Origin of the sequence: Solibacillus cecembensis, from assembly GCF_050272495.1 — a bacterium.
Lineage (GTDB): Bacteria > Bacillota > Bacilli > Bacillales_A > Planococcaceae > Solibacillus > Solibacillus cecembensis.
This window is the reverse complement of sequence record NZ_JBNNMF010000003.1, coordinates 105,063-124,079: the sequence shown is the minus strand read 5'-3', so window position 1 is coordinate 124,079 and position 19,017 is coordinate 105,063. Positions and strand designations below refer to the sequence as shown.

The 19,017-nt window shown below is 36.7% G+C and carries 15 protein-coding genes; 9 read left to right on the top strand and 6 right to left on the bottom strand.

The features are described from left to right. Positions 1-190: 190 nt before the first annotated feature. Positions 191-1,423: a saccharopine dehydrogenase family protein gene (locus ACQKIH_RS03860; RefSeq protein WP_427763552.1), complete on the top strand. Its 1,233-nt coding sequence runs from the start codon at positions 191-193 to the stop codon at positions 1,421-1,423. Between the two features lie 35 nt (positions 1,424-1,458). After that, positions 1,459-2,619, top strand: coding sequence for a carboxynorspermidine decarboxylase (gene nspC / locus ACQKIH_RS03855; RefSeq protein ID WP_427763721.1), 1,161 nt, complete (start codon positions 1,459-1,461; stop codon positions 2,617-2,619). 52 nt (positions 2,620-2,671) lie between these two features. Here nspC and ACQKIH_RS03850 read toward each other — a convergent pair whose 3' ends face one another. Next, positions 2,672-4,138 carry a protein adenylyltransferase SelO gene (locus ACQKIH_RS03850; protein ID WP_427763550.1) on the bottom strand — a complete coding sequence of 489 codons (1,467 nt, stop codon included), beginning with the start codon at positions 4,136-4,138 and terminating at the stop codon, positions 2,672-2,674. Positions 4,139-4,372: 234 nt separating this feature from the next. Here ACQKIH_RS03850 and ACQKIH_RS03845 point away from each other — a divergent pair, with 234 nt between their 5' ends. From ACQKIH_RS03845 to ACQKIH_RS03830, 4 genes are all read left to right on the top strand, one after another. Further along, positions 4,373-4,969: a biotin transporter BioY gene (locus tag ACQKIH_RS03845; RefSeq protein WP_057987479.1), complete on the top strand. Its 597-nt coding sequence runs from the start codon at positions 4,373-4,375 to the stop codon at positions 4,967-4,969. Between the two features lie 171 nt (positions 4,970-5,140). After that, positions 5,141-5,587: a universal stress protein gene (locus ACQKIH_RS03840; protein ID WP_427763547.1), complete on the top strand. Its 447-nt coding sequence runs from the start codon at positions 5,141-5,143 to the stop codon at positions 5,585-5,587. 171 nt (positions 5,588-5,758) lie between these two features. After that, positions 5,759-6,229 carry a GNAT family N-acetyltransferase gene (locus ACQKIH_RS03835; RefSeq protein ID WP_427763545.1) on the top strand — a complete coding sequence of 157 codons (471 nt, stop codon included), beginning with the start codon at positions 5,759-5,761 and terminating at the stop codon, positions 6,227-6,229. A gap of 73 nt (positions 6,230-6,302) precedes the next feature. Next, positions 6,303-6,446, top strand: coding sequence for a hypothetical protein (locus ACQKIH_RS03830; protein WP_427763544.1), 144 nt, complete (start codon positions 6,303-6,305; stop codon positions 6,444-6,446). 477 nt (positions 6,447-6,923) lie between these two features. Here ACQKIH_RS03830 and ACQKIH_RS03825 read toward each other — a convergent pair whose 3' ends face one another. Then, on the bottom strand, positions 6,924-8,138 hold the full coding sequence (locus ACQKIH_RS03825) for a stalk domain-containing protein (RefSeq protein ID WP_427763542.1): 1,215 nt from the start codon (positions 8,136-8,138) through the stop codon (positions 6,924-6,926). Positions 8,139-8,832: 694 nt separating this feature from the next. On the opposite strand from ACQKIH_RS03825, the gene ACQKIH_RS03820 reads away from it, so the two are divergent. Both ACQKIH_RS03820 and ACQKIH_RS03815 read left to right on the top strand, forming a co-directional pair. Continuing rightward, complete coding sequence (locus tag ACQKIH_RS03820; protein WP_427763541.1) at positions 8,833-9,555, top strand: alpha/beta fold hydrolase; 723 nt, start codon at positions 8,833-8,835, stop codon at positions 9,553-9,555. 758 nt (positions 9,556-10,313) lie between these two features. Further along, positions 10,314-10,784: a GNAT family N-acetyltransferase gene (locus tag ACQKIH_RS03815; protein WP_427763539.1), complete on the top strand. Its 471-nt coding sequence runs from the start codon at positions 10,314-10,316 to the stop codon at positions 10,782-10,784. A 107-nt stretch (positions 10,785-10,891) separates the two neighbouring features. Here the strand turns inward: ACQKIH_RS03815 and ACQKIH_RS03810 are convergent, their stop codons facing one another. From ACQKIH_RS03810 to ACQKIH_RS03795, 4 genes are all read right to left on the bottom strand, one after another. Continuing rightward, the gene (locus ACQKIH_RS03810) at positions 10,892-12,556 is read right to left on the bottom strand and encodes a ribonuclease J (RefSeq protein ID WP_427763537.1); all 1,665 of its coding nucleotides are present in this window, start codon (positions 12,554-12,556) and stop codon (positions 10,892-10,894) included. Between the two features lie 283 nt (positions 12,557-12,839). Continuing rightward, positions 12,840-14,237 (bottom strand): SpoVR family protein, encoded by a 1,398-nt coding sequence (locus ACQKIH_RS03805; RefSeq protein ID WP_427763535.1) that lies wholly within the window; start codon positions 14,235-14,237, stop codon positions 12,840-12,842. 12 nt (positions 14,238-14,249) lie between these two features. After that, complete coding sequence (yhbH, locus tag ACQKIH_RS03800; RefSeq protein ID WP_427763534.1) at positions 14,250-15,413, bottom strand: sporulation protein YhbH; 1,164 nt, start codon at positions 15,411-15,413, stop codon at positions 14,250-14,252. 363 nt (positions 15,414-15,776) lie between these two features. After that, positions 15,777-17,672 (bottom strand): PrkA family serine protein kinase, encoded by a 1,896-nt coding sequence (locus ACQKIH_RS03795; protein ID WP_427763720.1) that lies wholly within the window; start codon positions 17,670-17,672, stop codon positions 15,777-15,779. Between the two features lie 711 nt (positions 17,673-18,383). Here ACQKIH_RS03795 and ACQKIH_RS03790 point away from each other — a divergent pair. Then, the gene (locus tag ACQKIH_RS03790) at positions 18,384-18,938 is read left to right on the top strand and encodes a class I SAM-dependent methyltransferase (protein ID WP_427763533.1); all 555 of its coding nucleotides are present in this window, start codon (positions 18,384-18,386) and stop codon (positions 18,936-18,938) included. Positions 18,939-19,017 lie beyond the last annotated feature (79 nt).

The following is a 19,017-nucleotide window of genomic DNA, read 5'->3' as shown; positions in this document are numbered from 1 at the left end:
CGAAATTTTACTATATCTAAACATGCAAATGCTCATTTTTGCATGTTTTTTCTTTTTTAAAAACAAAATAACCCTTCAATAATATTTTAATAAAAAGATAATTGCTAACTGCACTACTATTCTATATAATCAATCTTGTTTCGAATTGAAACAAAATAAATTAAATTAAGATTGGGAGCGTGACAAGGAATTGGGTAAAGCATTGATTATTGGTGCTGGCGGAGTAGCTAGCGTAGTCGTACACAAATGTGTACAAAATTCTGAAGTATTCGAGGAGATTATGATCGCAAGTCGAACAAAATCTAAATGCGATGCTTTGAAGGAAAAATTAGACGGCGGTAAAACGATTATCCATACTGCACAGGTGGATGCGGACAATACGGACGAACTAATTGAACTAATCAATGGATTTAAACCAGATGTGGTAATTAACGTAGCTTTACCATATCAAGACTTAACAATTATGGATGCATGTTTAGCAACAAAGACGCATTATATCGATACGGCAAATTATGAGCCACTTGATACTGCGAAATTCGAATATAAATGGCAATGGGCATATAAGGAGCGTTTTGAAGAAGCAGGCATTACTGCACTTCTAGGTTCTGGTTTCGACCCAGGTGTAACAGGCGTATTCACAGCGCATGCACAAAAGCATCACTTCGATGAAATTCATTACATTGATATCGTTGATGCAAACGGTGGAGACCACGGACTTCCATTCGCTACGAACTTCAACCCAGAAATCAACATTCGCGAAATTACAGCGAACGGGCGTTTTTGGAAAGAAGGCGAATGGGTTGAAACGGAGCCTTTAGAATATAAAATGGTTTACAATTTACCAGAAATCGGCGAAAAAAATTGCTACCTTCTTTACCATGAAGAATTAGAATCTTTAGCAAAAAATATTAAAGGCTTAAAACAAATCCGCTTCTGGATGACGTTTGGCGATAAATATATAACACACTTAAACGTACTTGAAAATGTTGGTATGACATCAATTGAACCAATTGAATTCCAAGGTCAAATGATTCAGCCAATCCAATTTTTAAAAGCGGTATTACCTGACCCAGCAACATTAGGGCCACTTACTAAAGGTAAAACGAATATCGGTTGTATCGTAAGAGGGTTAAAAGACGGAAAAGAAAAAACTTACTACGTTTATAACATTTGCGATCACCAAGAGTGCTACCGCGAAGTAGGTTCTCAAGCGATTTCTTATACAACAGGTGTACCTGCAATGATCGGTGCTATGCTTGTGATGAAGGGCGAATGGCAAAAACCAGGCGTTTGGAACGTAGAAGATTTCAATCCAGATCCATTCATGGATGCATTAAACAAATGGGGTCTTCCATGGCAAGAAACAGAAAATCCTGATTTAGTTGATTTAGATTTCACTTCTGAAGTAAAGGTTAAGGCATAATGAGCAGCGTGAAAAATGAACGCAAGCGATCCATTATGGAAGAAGCACTCGATCAAACAACAGGAATTGATTGGCAAGCGGCACCTTCACCTGCATTTGTCGTGGACGAGCGCTTATTAACAAAAAACTTAGAACTGTTAAAGTCCGTACAAGACCGTACAGGCTGCGAAATTTTATTAGCTTTAAAAGGCTTTTCCATGTGGTCGACATTTCCGTTAGCGAAAAACTACCTTGTAGGAATTACTTCATCTTCTCTATTCGAAGCTCGTTTAGGCTATGAAGAATTCGGCAAAGAGGTCCATGCATATGCCCCTGCTTATGCAGAACATGAAATCGATGAATATTTAACGTATGTAGACCATATTGTGTTCAATTCTTTTGATCAGCTAAATAAGTACAAGCAAAAAGTGCAAAATCATGAGAAAAACATTTCAATTGGTTTACGTGTAAATCCTGGTTATTCAGAGGTTGAAACACCACTATATGACCCTTGCTACATCAATTCACGTCTCGGTATTCCGGTAGAATCATTCCGTCCGGACGAGCTTGACGGTGTAGAGGGCATTCATTTCCATGCGATGTGTGAGCAAGGCGCGGACGTACTAGAGCGTATTCTTGTCCACTTTGAAGAAAAGTATGGTAAGTACTTACATCAAATGAAATGGATTAACTTTGGTGGAGGTCATCATATTACACGTGAAGGCTATGATGTGGAGCTTTTAGTAAGCTTAATTAAACGCATTCAAGATACTTATGGCGTAAAAGTTATTTTAGAACCAGGTGAAGCGGTTGCATTAAATACCGGCTATTTAGTGGCGACAGTACTTGATATTGTCCACAATGGTATGGAACTCGCAATCATTGATTCTTCTGCAACTTGCCATATGCCAGATACATTGGAAATGCCTTACCGCGCGATGATTATTGGTTCAGGTATGCCAAATGAAAAGCAATATACGTACCGCTTAGGTGGGATGACTTGTCTTGCTGGGGATATTATCGGTGATTACTCATTCGATGAACCATTACAACCTGGTGACAAGCTTGTCTTTACGGACATGGCACATTATACGATGGTCAAAACGCATATGTTCAACGGGGTTAACTTACCAAGTATTTGCTCATACAATGATGAGCAAGGGATCAAAGTTATTCGTTCGTTCCAATATGAGGATTATCGTAATCGATTGTCATAATTAGTTAAAAATAGTGGGAGATGTTGATTAAACAACATCTCCCACTTTTATTTTACGTCCCACAATAACTTACAAATGGCGGTGCATCATCATTTGGTAGCTGCGTGTATTTTTGATGTTCTGGCTGCAAATGGAATGGATTTGTTAGCACTTGCAATAGCTCCATAAAAGGTGCTGTGTCCCCTTCTACAAATGTTTGAATCGCTTGCTCTACTTGATGATTTCGTGGAATGACAATCGGATTGACCGATTGCATTACTTGCAACGCTTCTTCTAAGGTCGTCCCTTGTTGCGAAATTCGCGTCAGCCACCTTTGCTCCCACTCCATAAATTTTGGAGACTGGAAAATCGCTTCATTCGTTTGCTTATTTTCAGATAAGACACGTAATGTATTCGTATAATCTGCTTCAAATTCTTCCATTAAAGCAAGTAATTCATCCACTAACGCCTCGTCCTCTGGCTCCACAGTTAACATGCCCAGCTTTTCACGCATCCCATTATAATAATACGCTTCATATATAGACGAAAACTGTTCAATTGTCTTTTGAGCGAGCTGTATCGCCTCGTCTACATCATCATGAATGAGTGGTAATAAACTTTCTGCAAATCGGGCAATATTCCATCCTGCCATCTGAGGCTGATTGCCGTATGCATAGCGCGATTGCGTATCAATTGAGCTAAACACTGTACCTCGATTGTACTGATCCATAAACGCACATGGTCCATAATCAATTGTTTCCCCACTAATCGTCATATTATCGGTATTCATTACACCGTGAATAAACCCAATGAGTTGCCAATTCGCAATAAGAGCTGCTTGGCGGTCTAACACTTCCTCAAGAAATGCTAAATAGCGATTTTCAGACTGCATTAATTCGGGGTAGTGACGCATAATCGCATAGTCCGCTAATTCCGTTAATGAATCACGGTCACAAAAACTCGCGGCATATTGAAATGTTCCAACGCGTAAATGACTTGAGGCAACACGTGTTAGCACTGCCCCTTCATATACTTGCTCACGATAAATCGGCTCACCTGTTGTCGTGACCGCTAAACTGCGCGTTGTTGGGACATGTAATGCAAACATTGCCTCGCTTATTAAAAACTCACGCAACATCGGTCCTAATGCAGCACGACCGTCTCCACCACGTGAATAAGGTGTGCGACCCGCGCCCTTCAACTGAATATCAAATCGCGTATTATTTTTTGTCACATGCTCCCCAATCAATAAAGCACGACCATCTCCAAGCATATTAAAATGGCCAAACTGATGTCCTGCATATGCTTGTGCAATTTGTGCCGCTTCTTTCGGCATTTGACTCCCTGTAAGAATCGGTGCACCTTCTTTAAATAGCGCATCTACATCCAATTCAAGCTGCTTAGCCAAAGTTCGGTTCAATAATAGGATTGCTGGATTTTCAACTGGATCCAATATCACTTTGCTATAAAATTCATGCGGTAATTGTAAGTAACTATTATCAAAATGAAATCCGAAATTTTCGTTTGTTTGACTCTTCATCGTATCCTCTTTTCTTCTTTCAAGCTTTGTCTTTTATTATAGCCTCAATTTTGGATTTATCCGTCGTTATCTAACTTTTATCCATCTATTTCAGAATTTATCCGTCAATTCTAACGTTTATCCGTTCAAAACTCTTATGTTAACCAAATAAAAAAATCAGTTGACAATCCTTCTATTTCCATTTATATTTACGTTAACCTATTCTCTTCATACATTAACATTAAGGAGCTTACTATGGAAACTGTATCTAGAACGTCTAACTTTAAAACGATTGACCTCGTTTATAGTGCATTGTTTGCAACACTTATTATGATTGGAGCGAATATTACTACAATTGTTCCCTTTTTAGCAATTGGCGGGGTTCCGATTACACTTCAAACCTTTTTTGCTATTTTAGCAGGCTTAGTATTAGGTAGTCGAAAAGGAGCAATTGCTTGCACTGTTTATATGCTGATTGGTCTTGCTGGCGCGCCGGTGTTTTCACTATTTATGGGCGGTTTTTCATATATTTTGAAACCAACATTTGGATTTATCGTAACATTTATTTTAAGTGCCTATGTGGCAGGCTTAATCGTAGAGCGTTATCAAACACGAATTGCCTATGTTACCGCAGCGCTTACGGCAACAGCAATCAACTATGTTTTAGGAACTACTTGGATGTATTATGCTTATAAATTATGGGCAGCCGCTCCAGAAGGTTTTACTTATAAAATGGCTTGGTTATGGATGTTACCTCCCATGCCAAAAGATATTATATTAGCGATTTTCGCAGGTTTCTTCGCATTCCGTATTCAAAAAACGTTGAAACTCATTCCAATTAAACAAAAGTAACATTAAACTCGGTTCCACTTAAACAAAATAATACACACTAAAAACAGGTGATGGACTCGTATTAGTCCCTCACCTGTTTTTATTTCCTAATATTTTAACTAATAACGGTCCAACATTTTTAATTCACATAATATTTGATATAATAAAACTAATCTAAAGGAGGAATTTCTTATGGCGAACCATTATCAAAATATCGTCGTTGCAGTAGACGGCTCAAAAGAAGCAGAACTCGCATTCCGTAAAGCAATTGACGTAGCAAAACGCAATGTCGGTTCAACTTTACATATTGTTCATGTCATCGATACAAGTGTTTCAACAAGTGTCGATTTGTTATTTGAAAATATGAATAAACTTGTAAAAAAGCATGGCGAAGTTTTACTGGAAAATTACCGTACACTAGCAACAGAAGCGGGCGTTACCAATGTAAACACGGTCATTACACATGGTATTCCGAAAAGTATTTTGTCAAAAAAATTAACAGATCTTGTACCCGTTGATTTAATTATTTGTGGAGCAACTGGATTAAATGCAGTCGATCGATTTTTTATCGGCTCCATTACCGAAGCAATCGTTCGCCATGCCAAATGCGATGTATTAGTCGTTCGCACACCTGAATGAATTAATCCTATTTTAAAAGATATTTCGTAACAATGAGACATTTTGCGCCTTTGCCAAAATGTCTTTTTGGTCGTTAAAAGAACTACCAATATCCATTTACCATTAATATTCCAATTACATTTTAGCTATGGTACAATTTCAAAAACACCCTTTTAAAGGAGATGAAAAACTATGCCAATCATTAGTATAGCGTCAAAAGAAGATTATTTAGCTGTGAATGCTCTAGTGAAAGAAGGCCACGAAGAACATGCGCTCCATATGCCAACTATATTTAAAAATGTTGATTCAGTGATGCCGGAATCTTATTATCAAGAATTACTCGAAGATACAAACAGTACCATTTTCATTGCTAAAAATAATGAAACTGTCATCGGTTTTGCTGTTATAAGTATCGAATCCTCACCTTCATTCCAATCATTAGTACAACGTAAATATGGCTACATTCATGATTTTGGTGTAAAAAAGGATGCGCAAAAGCAAGGTGTTGGAAAATTACTATTTGAAGCTTGTACTGACTGGGCTAAGGAAATGGGCGCTGCCTCGGTCGAATTAAATGTTTGGGCATTCAATACAAATGCAATCGAATTTTATGAACATTTCGGGATGGAAAGTGTGAGTAGCAAAATGCAAATACAAATATGAGGTTTGAAAATTAAATTTCATTCGACATAAATGAATTCATTAATTTTGTATACTGAAGAGGAAGAGGTAAATAATGAGTATACTATTGGGAGCGCTAGTTTTTTTCAGTACTTTTGCGATTTACGATGCCATTCGAAAAGTAAATAATAATATTCTTGATCAAACTGAAGAAATTAGGAATTTACAAGAAGACCTAAAACACATTAATAAAAATTAATTCCTTTTTTTATACTGTAAAATGACATAAAAAAAATCAAGATAGCCGTACTATTAAACAAATAGTCCAGCTTGTTGAATTACGGGATCTAGTTAAATTTATGCAGATTCACAACGTTAAGGAAAGAATGGTTACCAAACGCAATTCTCTCTTTTAATTTTTGAACACCATGGCACCTAATAGATTTTCATTCATAATACGGTTAATTTCCATCTGTTCAATGTTTTTTAACCTTATTTTTAACAGTAAAAACTACACATGTAACGGCGGAGTCCTTCCCAACCGTACAGATGTAGTTTTTGATTATATTTTTTTATAATCATTCTGTTGCAACTGCCTCAATTTCTCCCATTGCCCAATGTGTTGAGGGAACATCACTAAATATGTGCGCCGTTTACCAAACATCAATTTTAATGATAATGAAGTTACAATATTAATGACAATCGGTTGTTTCACAAACAATTCTTGATTACATGCTTAGCTAACTTTTAATATGGTCATAGATGCTCCCTGCCCCTGATTCATTTCTAATAACTCCACTGATTCAATTGCATCGTAAAGTTGCAGTGATATTTTAGATCCTGGAGGTATATTTACTATAACAGTACCTGAATAGCTTGATTTTGCATCACCCTTGGGTATTGAAGATTTAAGTAAAGGTGAACCATCTATCAACAATCTCACCCCTATAGATTTAGCTACTTTTAAGTTAACATGATAGGTTATATAGTATGTCCCACCCTTCAATACAATAATACCATCCGGCGAAGAATCAAAATTACCTGCAATACCACCCATATTACCCCATATTAAAGGTACACCTGCCTCAGTCACAGAACCTGAAAAAATTGGATTTTCTGCGTATCCATAAGCTAATTTATTATCTCCGCTTTCTCCTTGCGGTCCTTGTGGTCCTGCTGGGCCTGTTGCTCCTGTATCACCCTTATCTCCTTGTGATCCTGCTGGGCCTGTTACTCCTGTTTCGCCCTTATCTCCTTGTGGGCCTGCTGGTCCTGTTGCTCCTGTGTCACCCTTATCTCCATGTGGTCCTGTTGCTCCTGTTTCGCCCTTATCTCCTTGCGAACCTGTTGCTCCTGTTTCGCCCTTATCTCCTTGCGAACCTGTTGCTCCTGTTTCGCCCTTATCTCCTTTAGAATTACCTGACACATCGGAAGGCGATGAATCGGTAGTAACACTTATCATTTGTTTCGTAGCATCCCAGACAATTTTCTCATCTAATAATTCGCCAATAAATCGGACTGGCGCCATTATCCGGTTTTGAATAATCATGGGTGGCTGATTAAGTGTCATCGTATTCTTTTTTCCACCAACATTAATACTAGCAGTCTGGTTACCGACAATCAGCGTTCCTGATTTATCTCCTTTAACAAAGGTTAGTGTTTTCGTAGAATTATTCCATTCAAAGGATACATCAAAGGCATCTTGAAGAGTTCGTAAAGGTACTAACGTTGTCCCTCCATAAATTACAGGTGAGATGTCACTAGGAATTTCATTTCCATTAACGGAAATTGATATTCCAGAAGCATTAGTAGTTGATGCCGCTTGAGTGATAGGAACTCCTATCACCATCATTACAAATACGAGAATAAATGATACTTTCAATTTTTTCATATTACTTTCCCTCTCTTCGCTGAATATAGTAGTTTGAATATTCACTTCTAAGCTCGTCAAATAATTCCCTTCAGTAACATTTTGCACGCAATATATTACCATTTTAAACCATTTACTTATTTTTTATAATATAACCTAAACCCTATTCAAGATCATTAGAATAAAAACTTGTTACAACATATTATTTTTGTTAATTACCAAATATAATATATTAAACTCTCCCCTTTTTTTATATCTATTGAATTAAAATGGTCATAAGTGCTGAAACAGCAAAATCCCAATCAATTGTATATACTTGGTCCTTAAACCATCCGTGGAAAATAGCACCACTCTATACTCTTCACCTCTTTACCTTTAATTGTGGCTGGAATGATTACATCTTTTGTTATTCCAATGTACTTTGTAATGGTAACGCCTGTAGCATTTGTTTCCGTTTCAAAACTCCTTCACTATTTCCTACACCATAGGCTGTGGTATTTCCCCTTTATAAATTTATGAATAACAATATTAGAACTATGCTATATTATTTCCTTATCTAGTATGCACCTCTTTCTTTTGATCGCTATGTAGAGCAATCGCAACTAAATATCACATATAAAGGTTAAAACTAGGTTAAAAAAATTAAAATTAGAAAAAACAGTTAAATAGAACTAGCACTTTTCGATTTCGTTAAAATTATTCACTTTTTATAGCGGTACTTTAAAATATCCGTTAGCTATTCACTTATAGTTAGTTAAAGATCAGGAGGTACATTATGAATTTCAAACAATTAGGGGATGGCGAAGAATTATTGCTGTTTCTTCATGGTGGTGGCGTTAGTAGTTGGATGTGGGAATCACAAATTAATTATTTTAAAAATTATCACTGTATTGTCCCTGATTTACCAGGACACGGAGCGAACAGTAATGAACGATTTTCTATGCGTTCAACCATAAATACATTATGGGATATGCTTGAAGAGGTAGCCCCAGATAAAAATTGGAACGTCATTGGATTTTCTCTCGGTTCTCAAATTGCCCTTCAAATGATTGCTGAACGACCAAACGCTTTCAAACGTGCAATGATTAATAGCGCATTAGTTATTCCACAAAAATTGATGAGCCTATGTATTCCCCCAACTATTTTTGTAACGTATCCATTAATTCGGAAAAAAGCATTTGCTAAATTACAGGCAAAAACACTTGGAATAAGCGATACATATTTCGAAAAATATTATATGGACACATGTAATATGAGTAGAGCAAATTTAATAAACATCTTAAAAGAAAACTTAATTTTTGTACTACCCGCGAATATCAATAATGTCAAAACTCAATTTCTATTCACAATTGGAGAAAAGGAAAATTGGTTAATGAAACAGTCTATGAAAAAACTCGCTCCTTTGGGTAAGTCCGAAATAATTGAAGGGGTAGGACATAATGCACCACTAGAAAACCAACAAGTATTCAATAGTTTGCTTGATGATTTACTAAAATAAATCTTTATAAAGATTGAGGCATCTCACTAAAACATGTGCTTGACTATATAAAATAACTTTCTACAGAAGTACGTTTTTTCTCATAAAGTTTCTAATTAAGGTGCGTACTTGTTTAGGCTGGCTAAGCACATGAGTCACACAGCTTTGTGCGCATATAAGCAGGCCAGCCTATTTATAATTTTGCCTACTGAAGCCTTCTGGTTCTATTGCGCCGATTGCCGTGAGAGACGGCGGATTCTTCAATAGATTTTCCCATCTTCCTGCTGTTTCTAGCCAACTTTTTCCGTAAACTAGCCATTAACTCGTTAAAACTAGCCACTTTTCAAGCGTTACTCGCCAAGATACATCGAAAACTAGCCAAATTGATGCAGTAACTAGCCAAACCACGTTTTACTCGCCAAATTTATTCATTTACTAGCCGATTTCCCTGCCTCTCAAAGAGAATCCGATATACTTCATCTCAAACTAGCGCACAACATCAATTTTTTAAGCTGCCATAACGACCGCATACACTAAAAGAATGTGCAAATTTATTTCAAGAACAGATTTCGGTGTTGACCCAAGATTGATTTATCACTTCGAATCATCCCTATAAATTGGAAGATGAATATGAAATCAATATTTCTTGTAGGAAATTATTTAGGAACTAATATAATTCATCACCCACTAAAAGTATAACCCTCCCCTCTGTACCTAAATCTATATATACAAACATACATTCCCTTTGGTATAATTTCACATAAGGGAGTGTTGAATAAATGGAACATACAATTAAATTGAAGCACTTAGCTAGCGAATATATTGAAACACTAAATTCGTTTATTTTGCCTGAAGAACAGGGGAAATTTACAGCTTTACCTAATACAATCGGCGACTTAAAGGACGGACAGTATGGAATCGTAATTCTTAATGAGAATGAACCGGTTGGCTTTTTCTTATTGCATGCAACTGAGCGCGTGAAGGAATACTCAGACAATCCAAATGCTATGCTATTAACCGCGCTGTCAGTAAACCATTTACATCAAGGAAAAGGTTATGCAAAAATGGGCATGCTTTTACTGAAATCTTTCGTAGAGCAAGAATTCCCACAGTGCAATGAAATCGTTCTCGTTGTAAATCATAAAAATATCGCTGCTCAAAATCTATACTTGAATGTAGGTTTTATCGATACAGGAATACGAAAGATCGGTAAAATTGGCGAACAATTTTTTATGAAATTACATCTTTAGTAAAAATCTTTACATTTTATTATTTAGTAAAAAGACGAATTAAGTAACTCCTATAATTCTAAAAACCTGTCTTGGGAAGTACATTTCAAGACAGGTTTGAACATACGCTATATTTCAATAATAACTGGTATAATCATTGGCTTTCTCATTGTCAGTGTAAATATAAATTGGTCCACTACTTTTTTAATTGCACGTTTCATCGCATAGGCATTTGCTTCATTAAATTTATTTACTGCATCTTTCGCAAGTTCATTTATATCGCTTAACATTCCCTTTGATTCTTTTTCGTAAACAAATCCTCGGGAAATGGTATCCGAATCAACAATAATGGAACCATCATATTTACTAATTGTAACGATAATAACAAGCATCCCATCCTCAGAAAGCTGTTTCCTGTCGCGTAATACAACTTCACCTACTTCTCCAATGCCAATGCCATCTACATACGTATCGCCTGCAGGTATATCACGTGTTTGCCGAGCAACAGCACCTGCAATATCTACAACATCCCCATTTTGAAGGATAAAGGTACGATGTTGTGGTATACCAACTGCCTCAGCTAATAAACGGTGTATATGAAGCATTCGATATTCCCCATGGATTGGAATGAAATATTTCGGCTTCATTAATGTGAGCATTAACTTTAAATCCTCTTGATAACCATGACCAGACACATGCATCCCTGTTACACTGGAATTTCCATAAATAACCTTTGCACCGAGTTGAAATACATTATCTACAATTTTTGAAACATCTTTTTCATTTCCAGGAATCGGTGAAGCGGCAAAAATAACGGTATCCCCTTGTACGATTTTAACATCTCGATTATTCCCTGTGGAAAGCCGGGAAAGTGCAGCTAGAGGCTCTCCTTGACTTCCCGTACATAAAATAACAACGCGCTCTGGCGGGATGTGTTTCATTTCACTCGCTTCAACAAGCATCCAACTCGGAATGTTTAAATAGCCAAGTTCCATTGCAATTGAAGTTACATTCACCATACTCCGACCAAGCAATACAATTTTTCGATTCGTTTTTTTAGCAGCTTCCACTATTTTCTGAACTCGATTGACATTTGAGGCAAAAGTTGTGATAAAAATCTTCCCTGTTGCTTTTAGAAATTCCTCTTCTAAATGGCTAGCTACTAATTTTTCTGAAGGTGTCGATCCAGGACGCTCTGCATTAGTACTTTCCGATATTAATGCCAATACCCCTTGTGTACCGATTTCAGCCATTTTATGAATATCTGATACTTGATCATTTACTGGTGTTAAATCGAATTTAAAGTCCCCCGTATGCACGACAGTTCCTTCAGGTGTGTGAAAAACTAATCCTAAGCAGTCGGGAATACTATGACTTGTTTTAAAAAAAGTAACCGCCATCTGTTCAAAATCTAAATGGGAATCTGCCGTAATCTCAACTAATTGTGTATCACGAAGTAATTTATGTTCTTTTAATTTTAATTCAATCAAACCCAGTGTAAATCGAGACGCATAGATAGGCACATTTAACTTTTTTAACATGTATGGAATACCACCAATATGATCCTCATGTCCATGCGTCACAATTAACCCTTTAATGTTATCTTTATTTTCCTGTAAATAAGTAAAATCAGGGATAATTAAATCAACACCTAACAAGCTTTTATCTGCAAATTTTGCTCCGCAGTCAATGATGATGATTTCATTTGAATATTGTATGACATACATATTTTTACCGATTTCATTAATGCCTCCTAGAGCAAAAATGGACAATGCATTATCTGTACTTGCCAATACGATTCCCTCCTGCTGTTACATTCGTTGAAAAAAAGTCTATTGTTGATTGCTTTAACAAATATTAGTATTCGTTAATACAGTCTGAGCTATACTACTACAAACCATCCCTTTTCCTTAATCCGCTTTGCACTGTGTAATTGGCTCATCTGTTATGTAATTTTCTTTTTCACAACAAAAATAGCACTTCCTCAGCGGAAATTACCGGACTGGGAAGTGCAAATTATTTATTTGGGCATATTCCATTTCATTTCGCATTAAATATTTCAGATAGCCCCTACACTTATTTAAATCTGCGGCTACCTTTTTTGCCATCATACATATAAATAATCGCTTTGTTTTCTAATATCGTTTCCAAATAAACAGGGCGACCCCAAAGCTGATAAATATACGGTAAAACATGTTCTAAATAAGTCGGATCTAATTCCATTCCTTCATAGCCATGCTTTAAGTATAATTCCCCACTTCGCGAATAATCGCCATCTTCTACAACGATATATGGAAATCCTCCGTTTACACGCATGGAAATGAGCTGATTTTTTACTTCTTCATGATCCTTGTCTGTAATTTTATACTCCTGACCCTTTTTCGCAAAAACATATAGGTCTTCTTCATTGACCAATTCCTTTGATAAATAATTGCGAATAAAGGATACATCCGATTCAATTTCTCGCACTTCAAATATTTTCTCCCGACCTGCATTTGGTTTTGCACCGAAACGCTTCATTTCATCTGTCGGGTTATCGTATTTCTTTTCAATATGTTCAAAGATTTTGATCCCTAAATAATACGGATTAATCGTTGTTTTTGACGGTTGCACAACCCCTGCATTTAACTTGGCATATTCAATCGTTTCTGCTGTTGTTAGATTTAACTCCCGCATAATTCGTTGATGCCAGAAAGACGCCCAGCCTTCATTCATAATTTTTGTTTCTAATTGTGGCCAAAAATACAGCATTTCTTCGCGTAACATCGTTAAAATATCACGCTGCCATTCTTCTAATTCCCGACTATATTCTTCAATAAATAACAATAAATCTTTTTCCGGTTGCACGGGGAATTTTTTCTTCTTCAGTTTTGCTTGTTCTAGCGGTTTTTCTGCCTCCCCTATTTTCCATAAATCATCATACTGTGTTGTTATGATACGCACTTCTTCTATATCCACTTCCTCTGGTGCAGACCCTTTCGGACGAAAAATGGAAGGATCAATATGCTCCTGAATGGCTAACACCGCATCCAAAAATTTTTCTACCTCATCTTTTCCATACAATATCTCATAGCTCGCAATCCGTTCTGCAGTCGCGGTCATACTTTCAACCATATCTCGTCTCGTATTGGAGAAGCGCACATTATTTTTAAAGAAATCACAATGAGCCAACACATGCGCGATAATGAGTTTGTTTTGTATTAACGAATTGGTATCGAGTAAAAAGGCGTAACAAGGATTGGAATTAATGACAAGTTCATAAATTTGGCTTAGCCCTAAGTCATATTGCAGCTTCATTTTGTGAAATTGTTTCCCAAAACTCCAGTGGGTAAAACGCGTAGGCATTCCGTAAGCACCGAACGTATAAATAATATCAGCAGGACAAATTTCATAACGCATCGGATAAAAGTCTAAACCAAACCCGACTGCAATTTCCGTAATCTCATCAATTGCTTGGCGAAGCTCTCTTTCCATTCATTAGCCCCCTTACAAATCGACTTCCTGTTTTTTGAATATATTCTTCAATGCATCATACACTTCTTGTTTTTTCTTTATTATCGAAAAGCGAAATTTTGGATCATCTATCTTTTTAAAAGTCGTCATTAATGTAGAGGCACGGTTCGATTCATTCACTTCCCCGTAACCAAACATGCTCGATACTTTCATCAGTTCCTTCACTAATTTTAAGCTCTTTTCATTATCAATTGTTAAATTTTCACCATCCGAAAAATGCACAGGGTAAATATTATAACGAGATGGGTGATATTTTTGATCAATCAATTCTAATGCTTTGGCATACGCAGAAGAGCAAATCGTGCCGCCACTTTCCCCTCTTGTAAAAAACTCTTGCTCTGTCACCGTTTTCGCTAATGTATGATGCGCAATAAATTCAATTTCAACCGTTTCATACTTTGATCGTAAAAACTTAATCATCCAAAAGAAAAAGCTTCTTGCACAAGACTTTTCAAAATTCCCCATCGATCCACTGACATCCATCATCGCAAGCACGACCGCTTTGGATTCAGGTTTAACAACTTCATCCCACGTTTTAAAACGTAAATCATCATTGTAAATCGGACTAATTGCGGCTTTTCCGTGCATTGCATTCCGTTTAATAGCCGTCATAATTGTCCGTTTCTTATCGACATTTCCCATTAGCCCTTTTTTCCGAATATCATTAAATTCAATTTTTTCAGTTGTAATATCCGCTGCTTCTTTTTGTTGTAAATTCGGTAACTCCAACTCCTGAAACAGCAACCCTTGTATTTCTTCAATGTTTACTTCTGTTTCAAAATAATCTTCCCCTGGTTTGTCTCCAGCTTCTTTTCCTTGCCCAGCACTCGCACTCTTTCCACCGGGTTCCCGCGCCACAACATCTCCCACTTGGCTATCCCCTTGACCTTGCCCAACATGCTTTGACTTATCATAGTTATAGCGAATTTTGTATTCATCTAAAGAACGAATTGGAATTTTGATTGTCTTGTCACCATTAGACAAAATGATGCTATCATCACTTATTAATTCTGGTAAATTATTTTTAATCGCTTCTTTTACTTTTTCATTATGACGCTGCTGATCTTGGTGACCTTTACGATGGAGAGACCAATTTTCCTGTGAGACAACAAAACGATTTTGATCATTTTCACTCATTTTATCCTCACCAATCTATTCATTTTTTTATTTCCATTATGCCAATCGATTTACAATTTTATAGAAATTTTTCATTCTTCCATGAAGCCTATCAATTACGTTCAGTGGATGCTCATACACCCACCGAACGTAAATAAAAAAATGGCTTTGTCTATACTATGCGATGCTTTTTCGTTTTTGTACTGCAATTATAAAAACAATTACGCCTTGGTGTAATTGCGTTCAGATTTTGAATTGTGCTCGCACAATTCAAAATCTGTGACATCCGCCGGGAGCTTTAACTTCATGAAGAGGGTGTTTAAACACCCTCTTCATGAAGTTAAAAAAAGGATACCCAATTTATTTGGATACCCCTTGCGCCCCTTAACGATTTAATAAACTACCTACATAGCGTAATAATTCATTTGCTGATGTTGAATTATAGCCATGCTCGTCAATGAGTGTTGCGACGACTTCATTCATCTTTTTCAGTTGTGCTTCATCTGGTGTTTTCAATGAAGTCGTAATTTTAACAACATCTTTTAAATCCGCAAACAATTTCTTTTGAATCGCCTCTCGCAATGCATCATGCGAGTTGTAATCAAATCGTTTTCCATTCCGCGCAAATGCAGAAAGTCGAATCAAAATTTCTTCACGGAATGCCTTTTTCGCATTTTCAGAAATACCAACTTGCTCTTCAATTGAACGCATTAGTTTTTCATCCGGATTCATTTCCTCACCCGTTAATTGGTCACGGATTTTATTTTTATTGCAATACGCTTCTACATTATCCAGGTAATTATTCAGCATCGTTTTCGCAGAATCTTCATACGAATACACAAACGCTTTTTGCACTTCATTTTTCGCAATATCATCGTATTCTTTTCTGGCAACCGCAATAAAATTCATATACTTTTCTTTGTCTTCCTGTGAAATCGAAGCATGTTGGTCAAGCCCATCCTTCAATGACCGCAAAACATCCAGCGCATTGATTGACGGTACTTCTTTACGAATGATGGCAGATGACACACGGTTAATGACATAACGCGGGTCAATGCCATGCATGCCTTCGTTCGGATACTCTTTTTTCAGCTCTTCTAAGTCCACTTGATTGTAGCCTTCCACATTTTCGCCGTCATACAACCGCATTTTTTTAAGTAGGTCAACGCCTGCTTTTTTCGGTGTTTCTAAACGCGTCAACACTGAAAAGATTGCTGCAACGCGGAGTGCATGTGGCGCAATATGAACATGGGCCATATCGCTGTCATTAATCATTTTCTCATAAATCTTTTCCTCTTGGCTGACAATTAAATTATACGGAATGGGCATAACGATAATTCTTGAATGCAATGCCTCATTTTTCTTATTGGAAATAAACGTACGATATTCCGTTTCGTTAGTGTGCGCGATTATGAGTTCATCCGCACTAATAAGGGCAAATCTTCCTGCCTTAAAGTTTCCTTCTTGCGTTAATGAAAGTAAATTCCATAAAAACTTTTCATCTAATTTCAGCATTTCTTGGAATTCCATCATTCCGCGATTTGCTTTGTTTAACTCACCATCAAAACGATATGCACGTGGATCTGATTCTGACCCATATTCAGCAATTGTCGAAAAGTCGATACTGCCTGTTAAGTCTGCAATATCCTGTGATTTTGGATCAGAAGGTGTAAATGTCCCGATTCCAACGCGGTTATCCTCCGAGAAGAAAATGCGCTCCACTAACACTTCCTCAATCTGTCCATTATATTCCTGTTCCAATCGCATCACATTAAGTGGGGATAAACTCCCCTCAACCCGTATCCCATATTCTCCATAAAAATCTTTTCTCAAATGCTGTGGAATTAAGTGCAGCGGATCTTCATACATCGGACAGCCTTTAATCGCATAAACTGCCCCTTCGTCCGTACGTGAATATTGTTCCAGTCCTCGTTTCAATAACGTGACAATCGTGGATTTCCCTCCACTAACCGGCCCCATTAATAATAAGATTCTTTTGCGCACATCTAGCCTTTTCGCAGCAGGGTGGAAATACTCCTCGACCAACCGCTCCAACGCTACTTCCAAACCAAAAATTTCGTTCCCAAAAAAGTTGAATAACTTTTGACCATCTCGCTGTTCAAGCCCTGAGCTTTTAATCATATTGTAAACGCGTGAATGGGCCGTCTGAGCAACTTCTGGTCTTTCCTGCACAATCCTTAAGTAATCTGAAAAAGTACCTTCCCACTTCAGCCTATTTTCTTCTTCTCGATAGTTCCTAATTTTTCTTAAAAATTCGATTGTCTTTCCCTCCATCCTGGGCACGGTTTTTACATAATATGAACGGAGGGAAATTATGATACCTAGACTTTTTTATTATCTGTCATGGTTCTAAAAATAGGAATCAAATTTTTGTATGATATTCAGCCTTTAAACGGTCATTACATTCGTTGCGTTTTTTCCATTTATCTACCAAATTCGTTGTGTTATAATTTGTGAGAAGTTTAAAATTTACTATTTACTTATAATTAAGGAGGTTCCGATTTGGACTATATAGCAAAAACCCATCCCTCTTATAAATTCGTACTATACCTACATATTTTCTTACTGTCTCTTGGAACAATCGTGATGAAAGAATCGCCATTATTCTTTATTCTTAGCGGTACCTTCGTCGTATTTTTATTTTTATCTCTATTTTTTAGATTCCATCTTACAATTAAAAATGACATCATCAAGTACAAAATTTGTTTATTTTCATTCCCGATTTACAAAAAGGATATACCTTCAAGTATGATTGTAAGGATAAATTTTGTTAGGCGCGGTTGGCGTATTAAAACTGCAATCATTAAGCAAAAATCTAAGTTCCCCCTACGACTAATGTTATTTCAACCACAATCGTTCTATACAGATTTACTAGCATACTGCGAACAAAATCATGTTGAATACACGCGAAGTAGAGATTATTTGTTATTGATTAAATTAGACAAATAAATATTAAGGGAATGATACTAATTGATCGACAATAGTAAGGTAGTTATCGGTGCAGGAGAATATATTAATAATCCTAGATGGAAGCATATGCAGGAAGAAGATTTAAATTTATTAGATGAAAATATGTGGCAAAACAGGTTCACTAAAAATTCCATTACAGCTGTTTTAGCTGAACATGTCTGGGAACATCTTACATATGAAAATGGTTTAGAGGCAGCAAGATTGTGTTTTAAATACCTAAAACCTTTTGGCTATATTCGTTGTGCAGTACCGGATGGCTTTTTCCCTGATGAATCCTACCAAAATATAGTCAAAGTTGGTGGTCCCGGCCCTAAAGAACATCCTGCAGCTAGTCATAAAATAGTCTTTAATTATAAAACGTTGACTAAAATGTTTGAAACCGCTGGATATAAGGTGAAGTTACTAGAATATTGCGATGAAGAAGGAAACTTCCATCAAAATCTCTGGGATGGTGTTGATGGTGTAATTTTTCGTTCAAAGAAGTATGACCCTCGAAACCAAGGTAATAAACTTGTATTCCCTTCTTTGATTGTTGATGCCGTGAAACCAAAATAATATAAAGTTTCCGATGAATGTGCTTTAAGTAACACGTATTTTAATATAGGAAATATTTTTAAATGTGTCTAACGAAGAT